Annotated in this window: 14 protein-coding genes and 1 pseudogene; 12 read left to right on the top strand and 3 right to left on the bottom strand. The window is 72.8% G+C overall.

The annotated features are described in order from the left end of the window. Window positions 1-564 precede the first annotated feature (564 nt). Entirely contained in the window at window positions 565-3405 is a 2841-nt protein-coding gene (gene leuS, locus QTQ03_RS10505; protein WP_289277832.1) for a leucine--tRNA ligase, read from the top strand. A gap of 249 nt (window positions 3406-3654) precedes the next feature. Here the strand turns inward: leuS and QTQ03_RS10500 are convergent, their stop codons facing one another. The 3 genes from QTQ03_RS10500 to QTQ03_RS10490 are packed head-to-tail and all read right to left on the bottom strand — an operon-like array spanning window position 3655 to window position 6348. Beyond that, a complete protein-coding gene (locus QTQ03_RS10500) occupies window positions 3655-4449 on the bottom strand; it encodes a TVP38/TMEM64 family protein (protein WP_502889852.1) in 795 nt (264 codons plus the stop codon). Then, window positions 4389-5111, bottom strand: coding sequence for a type 1 glutamine amidotransferase (locus tag QTQ03_RS10495; protein ID WP_289277831.1), 723 nt, complete (start codon window positions 5109-5111; stop codon window positions 4389-4391). Before QTQ03_RS10495 ends, QTQ03_RS10500 begins: the two co-directional genes overlap by 61 nt. Then, a complete protein-coding gene (locus tag QTQ03_RS10490) occupies window positions 5101-6348 on the bottom strand; it encodes a MurT ligase domain-containing protein (protein ID WP_289280764.1) in 1248 nt (415 codons plus the stop codon). Before QTQ03_RS10490 ends, QTQ03_RS10495 begins: the two co-directional genes overlap by 11 nt. 358 nt (window positions 6349-6706) lie before the next feature. Between QTQ03_RS10490 and mraZ the strand changes: the two genes are divergently transcribed. The 11 genes and pseudogenes from mraZ (at window position 6707) to QTQ03_RS10435 (ending at window position 20745) form a co-directional block, all read left to right on the top strand. After that, window positions 6707-7138, top strand: a complete 432-nt coding sequence (mraZ, locus tag QTQ03_RS10485; protein ID WP_289277830.1) for a division/cell wall cluster transcriptional repressor MraZ — start codon at window positions 6707-6709, stop codon at window positions 7136-7138. A gap of 204 nt (window positions 7139-7342) precedes the next feature. Continuing rightward, window positions 7343-8442: pseudogene (gene rsmH, locus QTQ03_RS10480) on the top strand (16S rRNA (cytosine(1402)-N(4))-methyltransferase RsmH). Then, entirely contained in the window at window positions 8435-9019 is a 585-nt protein-coding gene (ftsL, locus tag QTQ03_RS10475; protein ID WP_289277829.1) for a cell division protein FtsL, read from the top strand. The pseudogene rsmH and the gene ftsL overlap by 8 nt, the downstream one beginning before the upstream one ends. A gap of 3 nt (window positions 9020-9022) precedes the next feature. Beyond that, window positions 9023-11161 (top strand): peptidoglycan D,D-transpeptidase FtsI family protein, encoded by a 2139-nt coding sequence (locus tag QTQ03_RS10470; protein WP_289277828.1) that lies wholly within the window; start codon window positions 9023-9025, stop codon window positions 11159-11161. A gap of 52 nt (window positions 11162-11213) precedes the next feature. Beyond that, the gene (locus QTQ03_RS10465) at window positions 11214-12797 is read left to right on the top strand and encodes a UDP-N-acetylmuramoyl-L-alanyl-D-glutamate--2,6-diaminopimelate ligase (RefSeq protein ID WP_502889735.1); all 1584 of its coding nucleotides are present in this window, start codon (window positions 11214-11216) and stop codon (window positions 12795-12797) included. After that, window positions 12794-14215 (top strand): UDP-N-acetylmuramoyl-tripeptide--D-alanyl-D-alanine ligase, encoded by a 1422-nt coding sequence (locus tag QTQ03_RS10460; protein ID WP_289277827.1) that lies wholly within the window; start codon window positions 12794-12796, stop codon window positions 14213-14215. The genes QTQ03_RS10465 and QTQ03_RS10460 overlap by 4 nt, the downstream gene beginning before the upstream one ends. Beyond that, window positions 14212-15336 (top strand): phospho-N-acetylmuramoyl-pentapeptide-transferase, encoded by a 1125-nt coding sequence (mraY, locus tag QTQ03_RS10455; RefSeq protein ID WP_289277826.1) that lies wholly within the window; start codon window positions 14212-14214, stop codon window positions 15334-15336. Before QTQ03_RS10460 ends, mraY begins: the two co-directional genes overlap by 4 nt. Before the next feature lie 304 nt (window positions 15337-15640). Continuing rightward, on the top strand, window positions 15641-17062 hold the full coding sequence (locus QTQ03_RS10450) for an FtsW/RodA/SpoVE family cell cycle protein (protein WP_289280762.1): 1422 nt from the start codon (window positions 15641-15643) through the stop codon (window positions 17060-17062). After that, window positions 17062-18168 (top strand): undecaprenyldiphospho-muramoylpentapeptide beta-N-acetylglucosaminyltransferase, encoded by a 1107-nt coding sequence (murG, locus tag QTQ03_RS10445; RefSeq protein ID WP_289277825.1) that lies wholly within the window; start codon window positions 17062-17064, stop codon window positions 18166-18168. The genes QTQ03_RS10450 and murG overlap by 1 nt, the downstream gene beginning before the upstream one ends. A gap of 238 nt (window positions 18169-18406) precedes the next feature. Beyond that, on the top strand, window positions 18407-19930 hold the full coding sequence (gene murC / locus QTQ03_RS10440) for a UDP-N-acetylmuramate--L-alanine ligase (protein WP_289280761.1): 1524 nt from the start codon (window positions 18407-18409) through the stop codon (window positions 19928-19930). Continuing rightward, window positions 19927-20745 carry a cell division protein FtsQ/DivIB gene (locus QTQ03_RS10435; protein ID WP_289277824.1) on the top strand — a complete coding sequence of 273 codons (819 nt, stop codon included), beginning with the start codon at window positions 19927-19929 and terminating at the stop codon, window positions 20743-20745. Before murC ends, QTQ03_RS10435 begins: the two co-directional genes overlap by 4 nt. Window positions 20746-20779 lie beyond the last annotated feature (34 nt).

The following is a 20779-nucleotide window of genomic DNA, read 5'->3' as shown; positions in this document are numbered from 1 at the left end:
TCGCAGAGCACCTGGGCCCGCTGTAGGGGGGTCGCACGCGAGCCACGTCTGCCGCAGGAATCTCACTGGCCTTCAGGCTAACCATGTTTGTCGTCTCCGCCGACAGCCGCAGGAACTCCGTCGCTTACGCCCCGATTATCCGCCCGCTGGGGGGAGGCGTGACGACGCGGACGGGTGCCCGGGCGGCGGACGGTCGGAGCGCGGCGGGCGCGGGGCGCTGGTCCCCGACCGGTGACCTCGGGCCCGCCCGCCGGGGCCGGCCGGGGCCGCCCGCCGGGGCCGGCCGGGGCCGCCCGCCGGGGCCGGCCGGGGCCGCCCGCCGGGGCCGGCCGGGGCCGGCCGCCGGGGCCGGCCGCCGGGGCGGCCGGGGTACACTCCCGGACATGGCCGGAGTCTTCCTGCTTCTTACCGGGCCGTGCTGATGCGCTGAACGCGCGACAGCACGGCGGCCCCTCCTGTGCGAGGGGCTTTTTTGTGCCCGTCGTCGGCCGGTTCCGTCAGGCGGGCGGCGAGCACCGACCGACACCGCACGAGACGACCGCGCCGAGCGAAGCGAGGAGAGCCATGACTGAGGTAGCGGCACCGGCCAGCGACATCCCCCCGTTCCGGTACACGGCGGCCCTGGCCGACGAGATCGAGAACCGCTGGCAGGACATCTGGGAACGCGAGGGCACCTTCCACGCCCCCAACCCGACCGGCCCACTGGCCGACCCCGACCATCCCCGCGCGGGCGCGGAGAAGCTGTACGTGCTGGACATGTTCCCGTACCCGTCGGGCGCCGGCCTGCACGTCGGGCACCCGCTGGGCTACATCGGCACCGACTGTTTCGCCCGCTACCAGCGGATGGCCGGTCGCAACGTGCTCCACGCGATGGGCTTCGACGCGTTCGGGCTGCCCGCCGAGCAGTACGCGGTGCAGACCGGCACCCACCCGCGTACCACCACCGAGGAGAACATCACCCGGTACAAGGCGCAGCTGCGCCGGCTGGGACTGGCCCACGACGAGCGGCGCTCGGTGGCCACCATCGACACCGACTTCTACCGCTGGACCCAGTGGATCTTCCTGCAGATCTACAACTCCTGGTACGACGTCGGCGCGAAGCGGGCCCGCCCGGTCGCCGAGCTGATCGCCGAGTTCACCGGCGGGACGCGGCGCACCCCGGACGGGCGGCCGTGGGCCGAGCTGACCGAGGCGGAGCGTCGCGGCATCGTCGACGACCACCGGCTGGCGTACGTCTCGGAGGCCCCCGTCAACTGGTGCCCGGGGCTGGGCACCGTCCTGGCCAACGAGGAGGTCACCGCCGACGGGCGCTCCGAGCGGGGGAACTACCCGGTCTTCAAGCGAAACCTGAAGCAGTGGATGATGCGGATCACCGCGTACGGCGACCGGCTGCTGGACGACCTGGACACCCTGGACTGGCCCGAGCCGATCAAGCTGATGCAGCGTAACTGGATCGGCCGCTCCACCGGCGCGCACATCGACTTTCCGACGACCGGCGAGCCGATCCGGGTCTTCACCACCCGGCCGGACACCATCTTCGGCGCCACCTACATGGTGCTGGCGCCAGAGCACGAGCTGGTGGACGAGCTGGTGCCGGTGCAGTGGCCGGCGGGGACGAAGGACGCCTGGACCGGTGGGCACGCCACTCCCCGCGCGGCGGTCCAGGCGTACCGCAAGGCCGCCGCCGCCAAGACCGACGTCGAGCGGCAGGCCGACACAAAGGCCAAGACCGGCGTGTTCATCGGCGCGTACGCCACCAATCCGGTCGCCGACACGCAGATCCCGATCTTCATTGCCGACTACGTGCTGGCCGGCTACGGCACCGGCGCGATCATGGCGGTACCCGCGCAGGACGAGCGGGACTGGGCGTTCGCCGAGGTCTTCGAGCTGCCGATCGTGCGGACCGTGCAGCCGGCCGAGGGCTTCGACGGCAAGGCGTACGCGGGGGAGGGGCCGGCGATCAACAGCGCCGCGCCCGGCCGTGGCCTGGACCTGAACGGCCTGGGGATCGCCGAGGCCAAGGCGCGGATCATCGCCTGGCTGGAGGCGAACGGGCGTGGCCGGGGCGCGGTGACCTACCGGCTGCGGGACTGGCTGTTCAGCCGGCAGCGCTACTGGGGCGAGCCGTTCCCGATCGTGTACGACTCCACCGGCGCGGCGGTCGCGCTGCCGGCGGAGCTGCTGCCGGTCGAACTGCCCGAGGTGGACGACTTCTCGCCGCGCACGTTCGACCCGCAGGACGCGGCGTCGAACCCGGAGACGCCGCTGTCCCGCCGCCGCGACTGGGTCGAGGTCGAGCTGGACCTGGGCGACGGGCCGAAGCGGTACACCCGCGAGACCAACGTGATGCCGCAGTGGGCCGGCTCCTGCTGGTACGAGCTGCGTTACCTGGACCCGACCAACGCCGACCGCTTCGTCGACCCGGAGAACGAGCGGTACTGGATGGGACCGCGCGGCGAGGGCGACTGCGGGGGCACCGACCTGTACGTCGGCGGCGCCGAGCACGCGGTACTACACCTGCTGTACGCCCGCTTCTGGCACAAGGTGCTGTACGACCTGGGCCACGTGTCCTCGTTGGAGCCGTTCCGGAAGCTGTTCAACCAGGGCTACATCCAGGCGTACGCGTACACCGACGCGCGTGGGGCGTACGTGCCGGCGGAGGAGGTGGCCGAGCGGGACGGCGGCCACTGGCTGGGCGACGTCCAGGTCAACCGCGAGTACGGCAAGATGGGCAAGTCCCTGAAGAACGTGGTGACCCCGGACGAGATGTGCGCCGCGTACGGGGCGGACACCTTCCGGGTGTACGAGATGTCGATGGGCCCGTTGGAGGTCTCCCGTCCGTGGGAGACCCGGGCGGTGGTCGGCTCGTTCCGGTTCCTGCAGCGGGTGTGGCGGGCGGTCGTGGACGAGCGGAGCGGCGCGCTACGGGTGGTCGACACCCCGGCCGACGAGGCGACCCGCCGGCTGCTGCACAAGGTGGTCGACGGTGTCCGGGCCGACATGGAGGGGATCCGGTTCAACACCGCGATCGCCAAGCTGATCGAGCTGACCAACGCGCTGACCCGGCTGCCGGAGACCCCGCGCGAGGTGGCCGAGCCGCTGGTGCTGATGCTGGCCCCGTTCGCCCCGCACGTGGCGGAGGAGCTGTGGCGCCGGATGGGGCACCAGACCTCGCTGACGTACGCGGACTTCCCGGTGGCGGACCCGGCCCTGCTGGTGGCCGAGACGGTGACCTACCCGGTGCAGGTCAACGGGAAGGTGCGCGGCCGGGTCGAGGTGCCCGTCGACGCCACCCAGGACGACGTGCGCGCGGAAGCTCTGGACGCGGTCGCCGCGTTCCTGGCTGGCAAGGCGCCCCGCAAGGTCATCGTCGTCCCCGGCCGAATGGTCTCCGTCGTCGCCTGACGCCCCCCGTCGATCATGGAGTGGTGGTGCCCGGATCGCCCGCGACGAGCGGCCGATCCCCACCACAACTGCCATGATCGGCGAGATGGGACAAAGCTGGTCTACGGGTCGCGGTGGCGCAGTGCCAGGGTGGTGATCAGCGCGGCGACCACGGCCAGGCGGCGTACGTGCGCCAGGCGCCGGACGGCACACCGTCCCCGAACAGCGCGCGGACGTTGGCGCGAGGGCACGGACGGGTGGGCGGGCGGGTTAGGTGGGGGCGTGGCGGCGGATGCGTTCGGTGCGCCACCAGCGATAGATGAGCACCCCGCTGGCGATCAGGCCGAGTCCGGCGGGGGCGGCGGCGAACCAGGTGACCTCGTCGGGGGAGGTCACTGCGGCGCCGATCGCCGCGTACCCGAAGGCGGTCGGCGCGGAGGCGACGACGCTGCCGGCCAGGAACGGCAGCACCCGCGCGCCGGTGGTGCCGTAGCCGTAGCTGACCAGCCCGAACCCGGCGATCGGCAGCAGCCGGACGGTGACCACGCCGAGCACGCTCTGCCGGGCGAACCAGCCGTCCAACCGGGCCAGCCGCCCACGTACCCGGGCGGCGACGAACTCCCGGCCGAGGACCCGGCCGATCGTGAAGCCGATCGCGGCGGCCAGCAGCGCCGCGCCGAGCGCGTACGCGGCCCCGTCCAGCGCGCCGAAGAGCGCACCGGAGGCCAGCGTGACGAAGGTCCGCGGGACCAGCGCGACGAGCAGCAGCGCACCGCCGACGACCGCGGCCACCGGGGCGTACCCACCCAGCCGGTCGGCGAGCCCCGGCAGGTCCGCCAGCTCCGGACGGGGGGCCAGCAGCGCGACCGGGGCGAGGACCACCAGCAGGAGCAGCAGCCCGCCGAACCGGACGGCCGCGGCATCGGGTACCAGCCGCCGGCGGGTGGGGATCAGGATCGGGCGGCGGCCGTCGCGGGTCGTGGCTGGACGGTTGCCACCGCGGGTCACGGCCGCGCGGCGGCGGCCACCGCGGCGCGGCGCTCGGCACGGAGGCGGTCGGACCAGGTGTCGTCCAGCGGGGGGAGTTGGTTGACACCGGTGGCCCAGCGCAGCAGCAGGTCGGCCAGGGCCGGGTTGCGGGCCAGTGCCGGGCCGTGCACGTAGGTGCCGAGCAGCTTGCCGCGCCACGCGCCCTCGGTCGCCCCGTCGTTGCCGACGCCGGCGGTGACCCGGGCCAGCGGTGCCGCCTCGGGGCCGACGTGGGTACGCCCGCCGTGGTTCTCGAAGCCGCTCAGCGGCGGAAGCCCTAGCCGGGGGTCGACGTCGCCGGCCACCTCGCCGACAGCCCGGGTGGGGCCCCGGTCCGACGAGAGGTCGAGCAGCTCCAGCCCGGCGCACCGCGTGCCCTTGGCGAAGAAGGAGGCGCCGAGCAGTTGGTAGCCGGCGCAGACACCGAGCACCACCGACCCCTGGGCGACAGCCCGGTGCAGGCCGCCGTCGGCGATCAACCGCTGTGCGCCCAGCGCCTGCGGCCCGTCCTCACCACCGCCGATGAGATAGATGTCCGCGGTGGCCGGCAGGGGCTGGTCGGAACGGACCTCCAGCACCTCGACCGGGAAGCCGCGCTGCTGGGCGCGGCGGGCCAGGATCAGCGCGTTGCCGCGGTCGCCGTAGGTGGACAGCAGATCAGGGTAGACCCAGACGATACGTAGGCTTTCAGTTGACACGGTCCAACTCCGCTCGGATGTCCTGGAACGCGGTGTAGTTCGCGATGACCTCCAGTCGGCCCGGTGGGGCGGTCCGGACGGCCTCGGCGAACGTGCGGACGTGCTGGAACGGCACGTCGTTGACGTCGAGCCGGACCGCCAGGTCGTACGCCCGATCACCGGTGATGAGCACCTGCCGGCCGCGGAGTGGGCTGAAGTCGACGTCGAAGAGCCAGGAGGTGTCCAGCCCGTCGGGATCGCGGGCGTTGATCGAGAGCAGGGTCGGTGCCTCGTCGGCCATGTCGAACGCTTCCAGCCAGCTGGCCGGGTTCTTCGCCAGCAGCAGCCGGATCAACCGCCCGTCACGCTCGACCTGCGCGTACCGTCCGGCGATCGAGGAGACCGTGCCGAGCTTGAGCACCGCGTCGACGGGGCGTGCGCCGAACTCCGCCGCGACGGCCAGGGCGGTGGCGGCGTTGCCGAGGTTGACCTTGCCGGGGAGCAGGAGCTGGATCTTGTGCCAGGCGCCGGTCGGGTCGACGACGCCGTCGTCCTCCACCATCCACTGGGGCTGGGGGCGGCGTAGCGGGCAGCCGGTGCACCACCACTGCTCGCCCTCGCGGACGATGGTGGAGCCGCACTCCGGGCAGACCCACGAGTCGTCGTGCCAGCGCTGGCCCGCGCTGAACCAGGTGACCCGCGGTGGCGTGATCCGGTGGTCGTGGTTCGGCGGAGGGCTGGCCGCCCACACCACCATCGGGTCGTCGGCGTTGGCGACGACCCGAAGGCTCGGGTGCCGGACCAGCGCCGCGCGCCAGAGCTGCGCCATCATGGCGACCTCCTTGGCCCGGTCGAGCTGGTCGCGGGAGAGGTTGAGCAGCGCCACCACGTGGGCGTCGGTGGCGTCGAGCACCTGCGCCAGGTAGTGCTCGTCGACCTCGAGCACCGCGTACGGAGTGCTGCCGGCCTTGGCCAGGGCGGAGGTGTGCCCGCTGGGCATGTTCGCACCGAACGAGTTGGTGGCGACCCGGCCGAGCACGCCGACGGCGGCTGTGGCCAGCCGAGTGGTGGTTGTCTTGCCGTTGGTGCCGGAGATCAGGGCGATGGTGCGACCGGCGGCGAGGTGGGCGAGCAGGTCCGGGTCGATCTTGAGTCCGATCCAGCCGCCGATGACCGAGCCGTCGCCGCGACCCGCGGCCCGCGACAACGCCGCGGCCGTTCGCGACACGGAGCTGGCCACCTTCGCCCGTAGGGGCATCTTCGCGTCCGTCACGCGAGCGAGGTTACTCCACCGGCGGACCCGCCAGATCGCCGCCGACGGCGAACCGTTCGTGCGGTTCTGCCGCGGCGGCCGGTCGGACCGGCATCGGCCGGACGGAGTCGATCTATGTCGGAAAGCGGACGCCGGCCGTGCGGCCGGTCCGGCCCTCCACTCTGCTCCACCCCTCCTGACGTGCGGTTTTGGTCGGCGAGGACGCGCGCCGCGCGGGCAAATCTGGTTGCAGGTGGAGGGAAGTGGAGTAGAGTGGGGCGCGATGGTGAGGCCGGGAGGGGCCCACCGGCCCGGGGGGTTAGCGGCGCCGCGAACGCCGCTAGAAGGGCGAGGGGGTGGGTCGATGTTCCTCGGCACCCACACCCCGCGTCTGGACGACAAGGGCCGGTTGATCCTTCCGGCGAAGTTCCGGGACGAGCTGGCGGGGGGTGTCGTGATCACCAAAGGGCAGGAGCGCTGCCTCTACGTTTTTCCGACGCCCGAGTTCCACCGAATCGCGGATCAGCTGCGCGCCCAACCCATGACACACAAGGCGGCCCGGGCTTACGGTCGGGTCTTCTTCGCCAGCGCGCACGACGAGGTTCCCGACAAGCAGGGGCGGGTCACCATCCCGGCCCACCTGCGGGAGTATGCCGCCCTCGACCGCGATCTGGTTGTGATCGGCGCGCACACCCGAGTGGAGATCTGGGACAAGGTCGCCTGGGAGACCTACCTCGCGGAGAGCGAAGACGGCTTCGCCGACATCGAGGAGGGGGTGCTGCCCGGCGGTCTGTAGGGCGTGACGGCGCCCGGCGTACTGCGAGATCTCCAGCCGCTTTCGAGTTCCTGGCATCCCTTCCCCGGTGCCAGGCGCACGATCCGATGGGGGGCCGTGGCCGGAAGGCGGGCGGGAGCGGATGGGGATCTGGCGGTACGACGGTACGGCGTCGTCCGACGACAGGCGCTAGACGACGGACGGATCTGAACAGTGGGGGTCGACATGGGGGAGCTACGCGGTACGCACGTGCCGGTGCTGCTCGAGCGGTGTCTCGAGCTGCTGGCTCCCGCGCTGGGCCGGGGCGAGCGGACGGTCCATGTCGACGCCACGCTGGGCCTCGGCGGACACGCCGAGGCGGTGCTGGCGACGCACCCGCACACCGTTCTGGTCGGGCTCGACCGGGACACCGAGGCGCTGGCGCACGCACGGGTACGGCTGGCGCGCTTCGCCGACCGGATCCACCTGGAGCACGCGGTCTACGACGAGCTGCCCGAGGTGCTGGACCGGCTCGGCCTTCCAGCTGTCGACGCGGTCCTGTTCGACCTCGGCGTCTCCTCGTTACAGCTCGACGCGCCCGACCGCGGGTTCGCGTACGCGCAGGACGCCCCGCTGGACATGCGGATGGACCAGACCCGGGGGTGACCGCCGAGGAGGTGGTCAACACCTACTCCCATCCGCAGTTGGCCCGAGTGTTGCGGGTCTACGGCGAGGAGAAGTTCGCGACCCGGATCGCGTCGGCGATCGTCCGCGAGCGGGAGGGCGCTCCGATCACCTCGTCGGCGCGGTTGGCCGAGCTGGTCCGGGAGAGTATCCCGGCGCCAGCCCGACGGACCGGCGGTCACCCGGCAAAGAGAACGTTCCAGGCTTTACGGATAGAGGTAAACAAAGAGCTGGCGGCGCTGGAGGCGGCGTTGCCGGCGGCGCTCGACCGGCTCACGGTGGGGGGCCGCCTGGTGGTTCTGTCCTACCACTCGCTGGAGGACCGGCTTACCAAGGCGGCGCTGGCCGACCGGGTCCGCAGCACGGGCCCGGTCGACCTTCCGGTCGAACTGCCCGGGTCCGGTCCGACGTTCCGGCTACTCAGCCGGGGCGCGGAACTGCCGAGCGAGGTGGAGGTCGCGGGGAACCCGCGAGCCGCCTCGGTGCGGCTGCGGGCCGCGGAGCGGCTTGACCCGGCCGCGGAGCAGCACCGGCGTACCGACCGCGAACGGTACCGCCGGCGGGTCCGGGCGATGCACCAACCGGGGGCGGGGTCGACCGCGCGGCGGCCGACCCCGGGGGACGGGACAGGGACGGAAGAAGAGGGGGAGGGACATGATTGACAAGCGCGACCGCCGGAACGTGACCGGCGGCGGGCAGCGCGCACCGCGGTCGGGGGGCCGGACCGCGGCGGAGCGGGCCACGCGCGTCGGGTCGGGCACGCCGCGAGCGGCTCGGCCGGCGGAGAACCGCGTGCGGGGGGCGCGTGAGTTCCCCGTCCAGGGCACCGCGGCGTTGCGGCCGGCCGAGCGGAGCGACGTCAGCCCGCCCCGGCTGCGGGTGGCGCCGCCGGCGCCGGTGTCGGTGCCGCGTGCGCCGTTCGCGGCGCTGATCGTGGTGCTGGTGGTAGGCGGTGTGCTCGGCATCTTGCTGGTCAACACCAAAATCAACGAGAATGCCTTTCGGCTGGACAACCTCCAGCAGCAGCAGGCCAAGCTGGACTTGGAGCAACAGCAGCTGAACAAGCAGATCGCCGATGCGGAGACCCCGGGCACCCTGGCCGCCGCCGCCCGCAAGCTCGGTCTCGTGGAGGCCGGCGAGCCAGGGTACATCCGGCTGCCGGACGGCAAGACCATCGGCGTGCCGCAGCCGGCCAGCGGGCAGCCCTCGGTCACCAGCCAGCAGGGTGCCGGGGGGTAGGCCGTGCCGCCGAGGTCGGACGACCCGCGCCGGGACGCCACGGGCTCCCGGCGCGGTCCGTCCCGCGCCGAGGGGACCGCCGATCCGCGTCCGGGCGAGCCGGGGGGCGGCGGCATCTCCGGCGCCCGTGCGTACACCCCGCGGGGGCGAACCATCGGCCAGGACCGGCTGGACGACGCCCGCGCGGCCCGCGCCGAGCAGCGCCGGGTGTCGCGGGGTAGCCGCTCCGGCGACCCGTTCCGCCCCGCCCTCCAGGTGCTCGACGGCGGGCGGGCCGGTGCCGCGCGCGCGGCCCGGCGGGAGCCACCGTCGCGCCGTTCCGGCGTGGTGCGGAACGTCCCGGAGCGGGGCGCGCGCGAAGAGCCGCCGCCGCGCCGTCGTCCGGCGCGGAGACCACCGAAGCCGCCGCGGCTGGCGGATCCCGGTCGCCGGCTGCGGCTCGGCACCGCGCTCACCCTCACCCTGTTCGCCGTCATCGGCATCCGGCTGGTCGGTCTTCAGGCTGTGGAGAGCTCGGCGTACGCCGACGCCGGACTGCCGGACCGACTGCGGACGGTGAAGCTGCCGGCGCCCCGTGGTGCCATCTACGACCGCTCAGGCGCGGCGCTCGTGCACAGCGTCGAGGCGTCCTACGTCTACGCCGACCCCACCCAGATCAAGGATCGGACGGCGACCGCCAAGGCCCTGTCGCCGCTGCTCGGCATTCCCGCCTCGGCGCTGGCGGAGAAGATGAAGTCGCGCATGTTGCCGGGTGGCATCGAATCCCAGTTCGAGTACCTGGCCCGGGGCGTCGACGTCGACCGGGCCAAGCAGATCCTGGCCCTGAAGCTGCCGGGTATCAACATCCATCGGGACGAGCGGCGCGAGGTGCCCGGCGGGGACCTGGCCGCTAACCTGCTCGGCTTCACCAGCGTGGACATGAACGGCCTGGAGGGGCTGGAGGCGCGCTACGACGACGTGCTGCGCGGGGTGGACGGCAAGCGCGTCTACGAGGTCGGCCTGGGTGACACGGCGGCGGCCATCCCGGGTGGGTACAGCGAGACGACGAGGGCGGAACCGGGCCGTTCGCTGCAACTGACCATCGACCGCGACCTCCAGTACATGGTGCAGGTCCTGCTGAAGAAGCGGATGGAGCAGGTCAAGGGGTCCACCGGCGCGGCGATCGTGCTGGAGGTCGACACCGGCGAGGTGTTGGCCCAGGCCGCGTACCCCACCTACGACGCGGCCAAACCGGTCGAAAGCGACCCGGCCGACCGGGAGGACGTGGCGACCAGCTTCGTGGTCGATCCGGGTTCGGTGCACAAGGCGATCACCTTCGGGGCGGCCCTGCAGGAGGGGGTCGTCACGCCGGACACGACGCTGCCCGTCCCGAACACCGTCCGCAAGGGTGACACCCCGTTCACCGATTCGCACAAGGCGCACGGCCGGCGGATGAGCCTGGCCGGGATGATGGCGTACTCGTCGAACGTGGGCACCATCGCCATCGCCGACATGCTGGGCCGGGACCGGCTCATCGACTACCAGAAGCGGTTCGGGCTCGGCGAGCCGACCGGCGTGGGGGTGCCCGGCGAGGCGAGCGGACGGGTGCTGCCCGCCGACGAGTGGAGCGGGTCGTCCTACGGGTCGGTGCCGATCGGGCACAGCGTCGACGCCACCCCGTTGCAGATGGCCGCCGCCTTCGCCGCGATCGCCAACGACGGCACCTACGTCGCGCCGCGCCTGGTCAAGGAGATCATCGGCCCGGACGGCGAGCGGACGAAGCCCGATCCGCCGACGCGTCGGTCGGTGCTCAGCCCGGACACCGCCGCCGAGCTGCGCACCATCCTCGAGGCGGTGACCACCGTCGATCAGGCCACCGGCCTGGCGGCTGCCGTCCCCGAATACCGGGTGGCCGGCAAGACCGGCACCGGCTCGCGGCTGGTCGACGGGCGTCAGCAGCCCGGCGAGGTCGCGTCGTTCATCGGCATGGCACCGGCGGAGGAGCCGCGGTACGTGATCGCGGTGTTCGCGCACACGCCGGCAGGCGGCGGAGGCGACATCGCCGCCCCCGCGTTCCGGGACATGATGCAGTTCGCCCTGCGGCACTACCGGGTGCCGCCGTCGGCCACCGCCGCGCCGAACTTCGAGGTCTTTCTGCCCTGACGAGCGGGATGAGGACATCATCGGTGAGTGCGGACGAACCACCGGGGCGGCTGTGCGGCCGGAACCGGACGACCGGGTAGGGTCTGACGCCGTGCCCGGCAATCCTCGTCCCCGCACCGTGACCGGCGTCGCGCTCGGCGACCTCGCCGCCCGGCTGGCCACCGAGCCCGACACCGGAGTCGCCGGCCCCCGGGCGGACGCCGCGGAGCCGGTGGTCACCGGGGTGACCCACGCCAGCCAGGAGGTCCGCCCCGGCGACCTGTACGCCGCCCTGCCCGGCGCCCGCCGACACGGTGCCGACTTCATTCCGGGCGCCACGGCTGCCGGCGCGGTGGCCGTGCTCACCGACCCGGCTGGCGCCCCGGCGGCGGCGGAAGCCGGCCTGCCGGCGCTGGTGGTGCCCGACCCCCGCGCGGTGCTCGGCGACCTCGCCAGCGCCGTGTACGGCGACCCGACCGCGGGGCTGACGGTGATCGGGGTGACCGGCACCGCCGGCAAGACCTCCACCGCGTACCTGGTCGAGTCGGGGCTGCGGGCCGCCGGGCACACCACCGGTCTGATCGGCACCGTCGAGACCCGCCTCGGCGACCTGGTGATCGACAGCGTCCGCACCACGCCCGAGGCGACCGACCTGCACGCCATGCTCGCCGCGGCCCGGGAACGCGGCGTGACCGCGGTCGTCATGGAGGTGTCCAGCCACGCCCTCGCGATGGGGCGGGTCGGCGGTGTCCGGTTCACCGTCGGCGGCTACACCAACTTCGGCTCCGACCACCTGGACTTCCACGCCGACGCGGCGGACTACTTCGCCGCGAAGGCGAAGCTGTTCGACGGCCGTTGCGCGGTGGAGGTACTCAACCACGACGACCCGGCGCTGCGACCGCTGTACCGGCCGGCCACGGTGACGTACTCGGCGGCCGGCGACCCGTCCGCCACCTGGTGGGCCGACGAGGTCGGCGGCGAGGGGTACGCACAGCGCTTCACCCTGCACGGCCCGGACGGCCTGACCCTGCCCGCGGGGGTGGCCCTGCCCGGTCGGCACAACGTGGCCAACGCGTTGCTCGCGGTCGCCGTCCTGGTCGCGGCCCGGGTCGACCCGAAGACCGCTGCCGAGGGGGTGGCCGCGTGCGGTGGCGTGCCCGGTCGGCTGGAGCTGGTCCGAGCTCCCGGCCCGGTGCGCGGCGTGGTCGACTACGCGCACAAGACCGACGCGATCGTCGCTGCGCTGGCCGCCCTGCGCGAGCTCAGCACCGGCCGGCTCATCTGCCTGATCGGCGCCGGCGGCGACCGGGACCGGGGTAAGCGGCCGCTGATGGGCGCAGCCTCCGCACGGTGGGCGGACGTGGTGCTGGTGACCGACGACAACCCGCGTACCGAGGACCCGGCGGCGATCCGGGCCGAGGTACTCGCCGGGGCGTGCCACGCCGACTCCGACGCCCAGATCCTGGAGGTTCCCGGCCGGCGCGCGGCCATCGCGGAGGCGGTCCGGCTGGCCCGGCCCGGCGACGTGGTGGCGCTGCTCGGCAAGGGGCACGAGCAGGGGCAGGAGGTCGCCGGGGAGGTGTACCCCTTCGACGACCGAACCGAGCTGGCCGCCGCACTGCGTGCCCGGTTCGGCGAACCGGAGAGGCAGCCGTGATCCCGCTGCGCCTGGCCGAGCTGGCGGCGGCCGTGGACGGGCGGCTGGTGGCCGCCGACCCAGCGGCCACGGTCACCGGCTCGGTCGAGTTCGACTCCCGCAAGGTGGGTCCCGGTGGGATCTTCGTCGCCTTCCCCGGGGAGCGGGTGGACGGGCACGACTACGCCGCCGCGGCGGTCGAGGCGGGCGTGGTGGCGGTGCTCGGCACCCGTGCGGTGCCCGGCGTGCCGACGGTGCTGGTCGACGACGCCCTCGTAGCGATGGGCCGGCTGGCCCGCGCGGTGATGGACCGGCTGCCCGGGCTGACCGTCGTCGGGCTCACCGGATCCTCGGGCAAGACCACCACCAAGGATCTGATCGCCCAGCTCACCACACGGCTCGGACCGACCGTCGCGCCGCCCGGGTCGTTCAACAACGAGCTGGGGCACCCGTACACGGCGTTGCGGGCTGGGCCGGAGACCCGCTATCTGGTGATGGAGAAGGGCGCCCGAGGGGTGGGGCACGTCCGCTACCTGTGCGACGTGGTGCCGCCGCGCATCTCCGTGGTGCTCAACGTCGGGGTCGCACACCTCGGCGAGTTCGGCTCCCGGGAGACCATCGCCCTGGCGAAGGGGGAACTGGTCGAGGCGCTTCCTGCCGACGGGCTCGCCGTGCTCAACGCCGACGACGACCTTGTCTCCGCGATGGCGACCCGGACGGCGGCGCGGGTGGTCCGGTACGGCGAGGCGCCGGACGCCGACGTCCGGGCGGTCGACGTGACGCTGGACGAGCATGGCCGGCCGGCGTACACCCTGGTGACGCCGGAGGGCGACGCGCCGGTCCGGCTCGGGCTGACCGGGCGACACCAGGTCTCCAACTCGCTCGCCGCCGCGGCGGTGGCCCGGGAACTGGGCATGCCGCTGACCGAGCTGGCGATCGCGCTGGGTGAGCTGGGGCTGGTGTCCACTCGCCGGATGGACGTGTTCGAGCGGACCGACGGGGTCACCGTCATCGACGACTCGTACAACGCCAACCCCGGCTCGATGGCCGCGGCGCTGCACGCGCTGACCGGCATCGGGCAGCGGCGGCGTCGGGTGGCGGTGCTCGGCTACATGGCCGAGCTGGGTCCGTACGAGCACGACGGGCATGTCGAGGTCGGTCGGCTGGCGGCCGAACTGGGCGTTGACCGACTGCTCGTGGTGGGCGACGCGGCGGCGCCGATCCACGAGGGCGCCATATCGGTAGGTGACTGGGGAGGAGAATCGGTGCTGCTCACCGATCAGGCGGGCGCGGTCGAGGTGCTGCGACGCGAACTGCGACCGGGCGACGTCGTCCTGGTGAAGGGCTCGCGGTATCGCACCTGGGAGATCGCGGACGCGTTGCGCGCTGACTCCGCGGAGCGCGGCGGGAACGCCGCGACCGAGGGGGACACCGCATGAGGGCGGTGATCGTCGCTGTCGGGGTCGCCTTTCTGATCTCGCTTTTCTGCACCCCGATCGCGATCAAGGTATTCACCCGGCTGAAGGCCGGCCAGCCGATCCGGGCCGAGGGCCCGGCGATGCACCAGGGCAAGAAGGGCACCCCGACGATGGGCGGGGTGGTCTTCATCCTGGCCACGGTCATCGCGTACGTCGCCGGCCACCTGGCCCTGACCACGCTGCCGGACGCACAGATCGCCCAGGTCGAACCGACCATCACGGCGCTGGTGCTGCTCGGGTTGATGGTCTTCTCCGGGGCGGTCGGTTTCGTCGACGACTTCCTCAAGGTCCGCAAACGGCACAGCGGCGGTCTCAACAAACGGGGAAAGCTACTCGGTCAGATCCTGGTCGGGGCGGTCTTCGGCGTGATCGCCCTGTACTTCCCGAGCAGCATGACCGACGAGCTGGGGCAGGCGACCAACACCGAGACCGTGGGCAGCACCACGCTGAGCTTCATCCGGGACATCCCCGCGCTGGAACTCACCAAGGTCGGTGCGGTGATCGTCTTCATCTTCGTGGTGATGGCGGCGACCAACGGCGTCAACCTCACCGACGGCCTGGACGGGCTGGCGACCGGCGCGTCGGTGATGGTGCTCGCGGCGTACGCGTTGATCGCCTTCTGGCAGTATCGGCACTGGTGCGCGGACCCGAACTACACCCAGGACTACTGCTACACGGTGCGGGATCCGCTGGAGATCGCGCTTATCGCCGGCGCGGCGGCCGGCGCCTGTGTGGGGTTCCTCTGGTGGAACACGTCGCCGGCGCGGATCTTCATGGGCGACACGGGAGCGCTCGGTCTCGGCGGCCTGATCGCCGGTATGGCGATGTCGACCCGGACCATCCTGTTGCTGCCGATCATCGGCGGGCTCTTTGTGATCATCACGATGTCCGTGGTCATCCAGATCATCTCGTTCCGGACCACCGGTAAGCGGGTATTCCGGATGTCGCCGTTGCAGCACCACTTCGAGCTCGCCGGCTGGAGCGAGGTCAACATCGTGGTGCGCTTCTGGATCGTCGCCGGGATCGGAGTGGCGATCGCGCTGGGCCTGTTCTACAGCGAGTTCCTCGCCCACGTCGGCTGAGCCGTGGCGGACGGCCGCCGTCGCGGGATCGCGGCGGCGGCCGTCCCGCGGTGGTGCGCCCGCCGGTGGCGTCGAGGGGGAGCCCGCCGACACCGCGCGTCGACCGGGCCGGTCGTTCGTCGCCGACACGCCGAGGGCGGCGGTCGTGGGGGTGGCGGCGGGCAGCGGCCATGATGTCACGGTGGGGGAGGCGCGACGCACCGAGGTGACGACGGAGGCCACGACCCGGCGGCGGGGTGGCGCGCGTGCACCGGAGACACCCGGCGGGGCGCGACCGCCGGAGGAGCCAAGCGGGTCGGCGGCGCTGCGCGGGCTGGACGCCGCCAGCGGGCTGGCCGCCCTGCGCGGTCTGCTCGACCGGCCGCTCGCCTCGTACTACCTGCTGCTGTCGAGCGCCGGCCTGTTGCTGCTGATCGGCCTCACCATGGTCTTCTCGGCGACCAGCGTGCGGGACTTCGCCAAGGGCGGCGACGCCACCACGTCGCTGACCAAGCAGGCCATCTTCGCGGTGGTCGGCGTCGGGGCGTTCTGGGCATGCCAGCGGCTGCCCGCCCGCACCTTCCGGGCGGTCGCCTGGCCGGCGCTCGGTGTTTCGGTGGCGTTGTTGCTCCTGCTGAACTCGTTGATGGCGCTCCAGTCGCTGGCCGACGTCGACCAGCTCGGGCCGTTCTACGCGGACCTGAACTGGCTGCACCTCGGCCCCGTCCAGCTCCAGCCCTCGGAACTGGCGAAGTTCGCCCTGGTGCTGTGGGGCGCGGACGTGGTCGCCCGCAAGGGTGCCAAGCTCGGCTGGTGGCGGGAACTCGCCACGCCGTTGTTCCCGGTGGTGGGGCTGCTGTTCGTGCTGGTCGGCTACAACGACCTGGGCACCATGCTCTGTCTGCTCGCGCTGGTGGTCGGGCTGCTCTGGGCGGCCGGGGTACGGCTGCGGGTCTTCGCGACCCTGACCGCGGTCGGCCTGCTCGGCATCGGTCTGCTGGTGGCGGTCGCCTCGCTCGGCGCAGGCTCGGGCGTGCGGGGCGCGGAGAACTACCGGTTGACGCGGTTGACCATGTTCATCGACCCGCCCCCGCCGACCGAGTGCAAGCTCCTCGACTGCTACCAGATGGTCCAGGCTCGGTACGCGATCGAGAACGGCGGCTGGTTCGGCACCGGCCTGGGCAAGAGTTCGCTGAAGTGGAGCTACCTGCCGGCGGCGGAGAACGACTTCATCTTCGCCGTCATCGCCGAGGAACTGGGCGTGGTCGGCTGTGCCGTGGTCGTCGCGCTCTTCGCGGTGCTCGCCTACACCGGGCTGCGGATCGCCCGCCGGGTGGCCGACCCGTTCCGCCGGCTCGCCGCAGCCGCGGCGATCGCCTGGCTGGTTGGCCAAGCGGTGATCAATATCGGTGGGGTGGTCGGGCTGTTGCCGTTGACCGGGGTGCCGCTGCCGTTCATCTCGGACGGCGGCAGCGCCCTGGTCGCCACGCTCGCCGCGGTCGGAATGCTCGCCTCGTTTGCCCGCGCCGAACCTGATGCGGCGCAAGCCCTGCATGCCCGTCCACCGGCCCGGTGGGTCCGACTAGTGTGGGCACCGTTGCCGCCGCTTCCTGGCCGGCGTCGGGCGGCTCCACCAGCCGCCCGCGGCCGGGAATCGCGGGGGCGGCGCGGAGACGACCAGGCCGCCCCGCGCGGCGTCCGGAGGGACCGGGCCCGGCACGGGTCGGTGGACGAGAGGAGACGGTGATGGGTCCGCTGCGTTCGGTGGTGCTCTCGGGAGGCGGCACCGGGGGGCACATCTACCCGTTGCTCGCCTTCGCCGACTGCCTGCGCCGGCACGACCCCGGTGTCCGGATCACCTGTCTGGGCACCCCGAAGGGCCTGGAGAACGAGCTCATCCCGTCGGCCGGGTACGACCTGCGCCAGATTCCCGCGTACCAGCTGCCCCGGTCGGTCAACCTGAACCTGGTCAAGACCCCGGGCCGGATGTGGACCGCGGCCCGGGCCGCGGGCCGGGTGATCGACGAGGTGCGCGCCGACGTGGTGGTGGGTTTCGGTGGGTACGTCTCGGTTCCGGCCTATCTCGCGGCGTGGCGACGCGAGCTGCCGATCGTCATCCACGAGGTCAACGTGCCGCCGGGGGTGGCCAACCGGCTGGGCATGAAGTTCACCAAGCACGTCGCGGTCGGCTTTCCGCACCAGCCAGCCCAGGCCGAGGCGCTACGCGCCGCCCGGGTGGTCGGGGTTCCGCTGCGTCGGGGTATCGCCGGGCTCGACCGGTACGCGCTGCGCAACGCCGCCCGCGCCCAGTTCGGTCTCCGCCCCGACCTTCCGGTGCTCTTCGTCGCCGGCGGATCGCAGGGCGCCCGTTCGATCAACCTCGCCGTCTCCGGCGCGGCCAAGGAACTGGCCCGCAACGGCGTGCAGGTGCTGCATGTGATCGGCGCGCGCAACGAGTCGGTATCGGTACCGACCGACCTGCCGGTGCCGTACGTGACCCTGCCCTATCTGTCGCAGATGGAGCTGGGCTACGCCGCGGCCGACCTGATGCTCGGGCGGGGCGGGGCGATGACCTGCGCGGAGGTGGCCGCGATCGGGCTGCCCACGATCTACGTGCCCTACCCCTACAGTAATCAGGAGCAGAAGCGTAACGCTCTGCCGGTGGTGGAGGCCGGCGGCGGGCTGCTCGTCGATGATGCCGAGCTGACACCGGACTGGGTCGAGCGCACGGTGATCCCGCTGATCCGCGACCCGCAGCGGCTGGCCGCGATGGGTGCCGCAGCGGCGGGGTACGGCCGCCGCGACGGCGACGAGGCGCTACTCAACTTCGTCTACGAGGCGGTGGTCCGGTGAGCGCGAGGAGTGCAGCGCAGCGGAGCCCCGCAGTCGCGAACGAAAGGCTGGTCGGGTGAGCGCGAGGAGTGCAGCGCAGCGGAGCTCCGCAGTCGCGAACGAAAGGCTGGTCGGGTGAGCGCGAGGAGTGCAGCGCAGCGGAGCTCCGCAGTCGCGAACGAAAGGCTGGTCGGGTGAGCGCGAGGAGTGCAGCGCAGCGGAGCCCCGCAGTCGCGAACGAAGGGCTGGTCCGGTGACCATGCAGTTCACCCCGGCCGGCACGCTGACCGCCGAGGACCTGGGCACGATCCACCTGATCGGGGTGGGCGGGGTCGGCATGAGCGGCCTGGCCCGGCTCTTCCTGACCCGCGGCATCCCGGTCTCCGGCAGCGAGCTGCGCGAGTGGCCGTCCCTGACCGGCCTGCGCGCGTTGGGCGGCACGATCCACATGAGCCACGAGGCGGCCAACCTCGACGGTGTGGACACGGTCGTCTACTCCTCGGCGATCCCGCAGGACCACCTGGAGATGGTCGAGGCACGCCGCCGTGGCCTGCGGGTGTTGCACCGCTCCGAGGCGCTCGCCGCGGCGATGACCGGCCGCCGGACCGTCGCGGTGGCGGGCACCCACGGCAAGACCACCACCACGTCGATGGTGACCATGGTGCTCCAGCAGGCCGGCGTGGACCCGTCCTTCGTGATCGGTGGGGAGATCTCCGAGGTCGGCTCCGGCGCGCACCACGGCACGGGCGAGTACTTCGTGGTGGAGGCTGACGAGAGCGACCGGTCTTTCCTCATCTACCGGCCGTTTGTCTCGATCATCACCAATGTCGAGGCGGATCACCTCAACACGTACGGGGACCTGGCCGCCCTGGAAGCGGCGTTCGCCGAGTTCGCCCGGCTCACCGACCCGGACGGGTTCATCATCACCTGCGCCGACGACGCGGGCGGCCGGCGGCTGGCCGAGACGCTGCGCGCCGAGGGCCGGCGGGTGTACACGTACGGCACGTCGGCCGACGCCGACCTGCGGCTGACCGAGATGGCGTCTTCGGCCAAGGGGGTCCGCTACCTCGCCGAGACCGACGGCCGGTCGTTGGGCGAGTTCCGGCTGCCGGTGCCCGGCCGGCACATGGGGCTCAACAGTGCTTCGGCGGTGCTCGCCGCGTATGTGCTGGACCTGCCGCTGTCAGCGGCGGAGGCCGCGCTGGCGGCTTTCCCCGGCGTTCGGCGGCGCTTCGAGCGCAAGGGTGTCGCGGACGACGTCCTGGTCTACGACGAGTACGCCTATCACCCGACGTCGATGACGCTCGCGTTGCGGACCCTGCGCGAGGTGGCCGGCGACGGCCGACTGATCGTGGTGTTCCAGCCGTACCGGCTCTACCGGACCCGGGATCTGCAGGCGGAGATCGCCGAGGCCCTCGCCGTCGCCGACGAGCTGGTGCTGCTGGAGGTCTTCGGCCCAGGCGAGCTGCGCGGGCCGGGGGAGGGTTCGGCGGCGCTGATCGAGGTGGTGCGGCTGCCGGGCGACCGGAAGGTCTTCGTCGACTCGTGGGACGCGGTGCCGGCGGAGGTCGCCCAGCGGGCCCGGCCGGGCGACGTGGTGGTGACGATGGGTGCTCCGCCCATCTCGCTCATGGGCGACCAGCTCCTCGACGCCTTGTCGGTGCGGGGCGAGGGCTTGTCCGTCGGCACGGTGCCGGGCAGCGAGGCCGGTGGCGCGACAACGATCGGAGGCACCGTTCCCGGTTCCGCGGGTGGCGCGGTGCCGGACGCCTCCGCCGGATGAGTCCGGGGCCCGCCCGCGGGCGCACGACCGGCGCCGACGGTGGTTCCGGCCGTCGGGGCCCGACCCGCCGCTGGCAGCTGGTCAGGGCCGGCAGCGACGCCGTACCCGCGTCCACCCGCCGGTTCATGGCCCGCGCCCGGCAGCGCCGGATGCGGGCGGCGCTGCCCTGGGCGGTCGCGGCCGGCGTGCTCGCGTTTGCCGGTTTCGTCGTGTGGACGTTGCTCGGGACCGGGTTGTTCGGGGTGCGCGAGGTGCGGGTGGAGGGCGCGGAGCTGGTCACGCCGGTGCAGGTGCGGGACGCCGCCGGGGTGGCCGACGGGACGCCGCTGGCGCGGGTCGACCTGGCCGGCACCGCCGGGCGGATCGGGGATCTGCCTGCGGTCGAGCGGGCGGAGGTCACTCGGGACTGGCCGGACGTGCTGGTGGTGCGGGTGACCGAGCGGACCGGCGTGGCGGCGGTGCCGCGGGGCGGGCGGTTCGTCGTCGTCGACCGGGCGGGGGTGGTCTTCCGGACCCTGTCGCAACGCCCCGAGGGCCTGCCGCTGGTCCGGCTGGCGGCACCCGGTCCGGCGGATTCGGACACCCAGGCGGCTCTGGAAGTGCTCGCCGCGCTCACCCCGCGGTTGCGCGCCGAGCTGGTGGACGTGACCGTCGAGGGTATTGCCCGGATCACGCTGCACCTGCGTGGGGAGCGGCGGGTCGTGTGGGGTGACGCGACCCGGGGAGAGGACAAGGCGCGGGTGACCACCGCGTTGCTGGACCGGGAGGCGGCGACGATCGACGTCAGTGCTCCCGACGTGGTGACCTTCCGGTGAGGTGTGAGGTGTCCGAAGGCGACGACACGCCGCG

Origin of the sequence: Micromonospora sp. WMMA1363, assembly GCF_030345795.1 — a bacterium.
Classification (GTDB): Bacteria; Actinomycetota; Actinomycetes; order Mycobacteriales; family Micromonosporaceae; genus Micromonospora.
The sequence above is the reverse complement of the archived record's forward strand: the minus strand, read 5'-3'. Positions and strand labels throughout refer to the sequence as shown.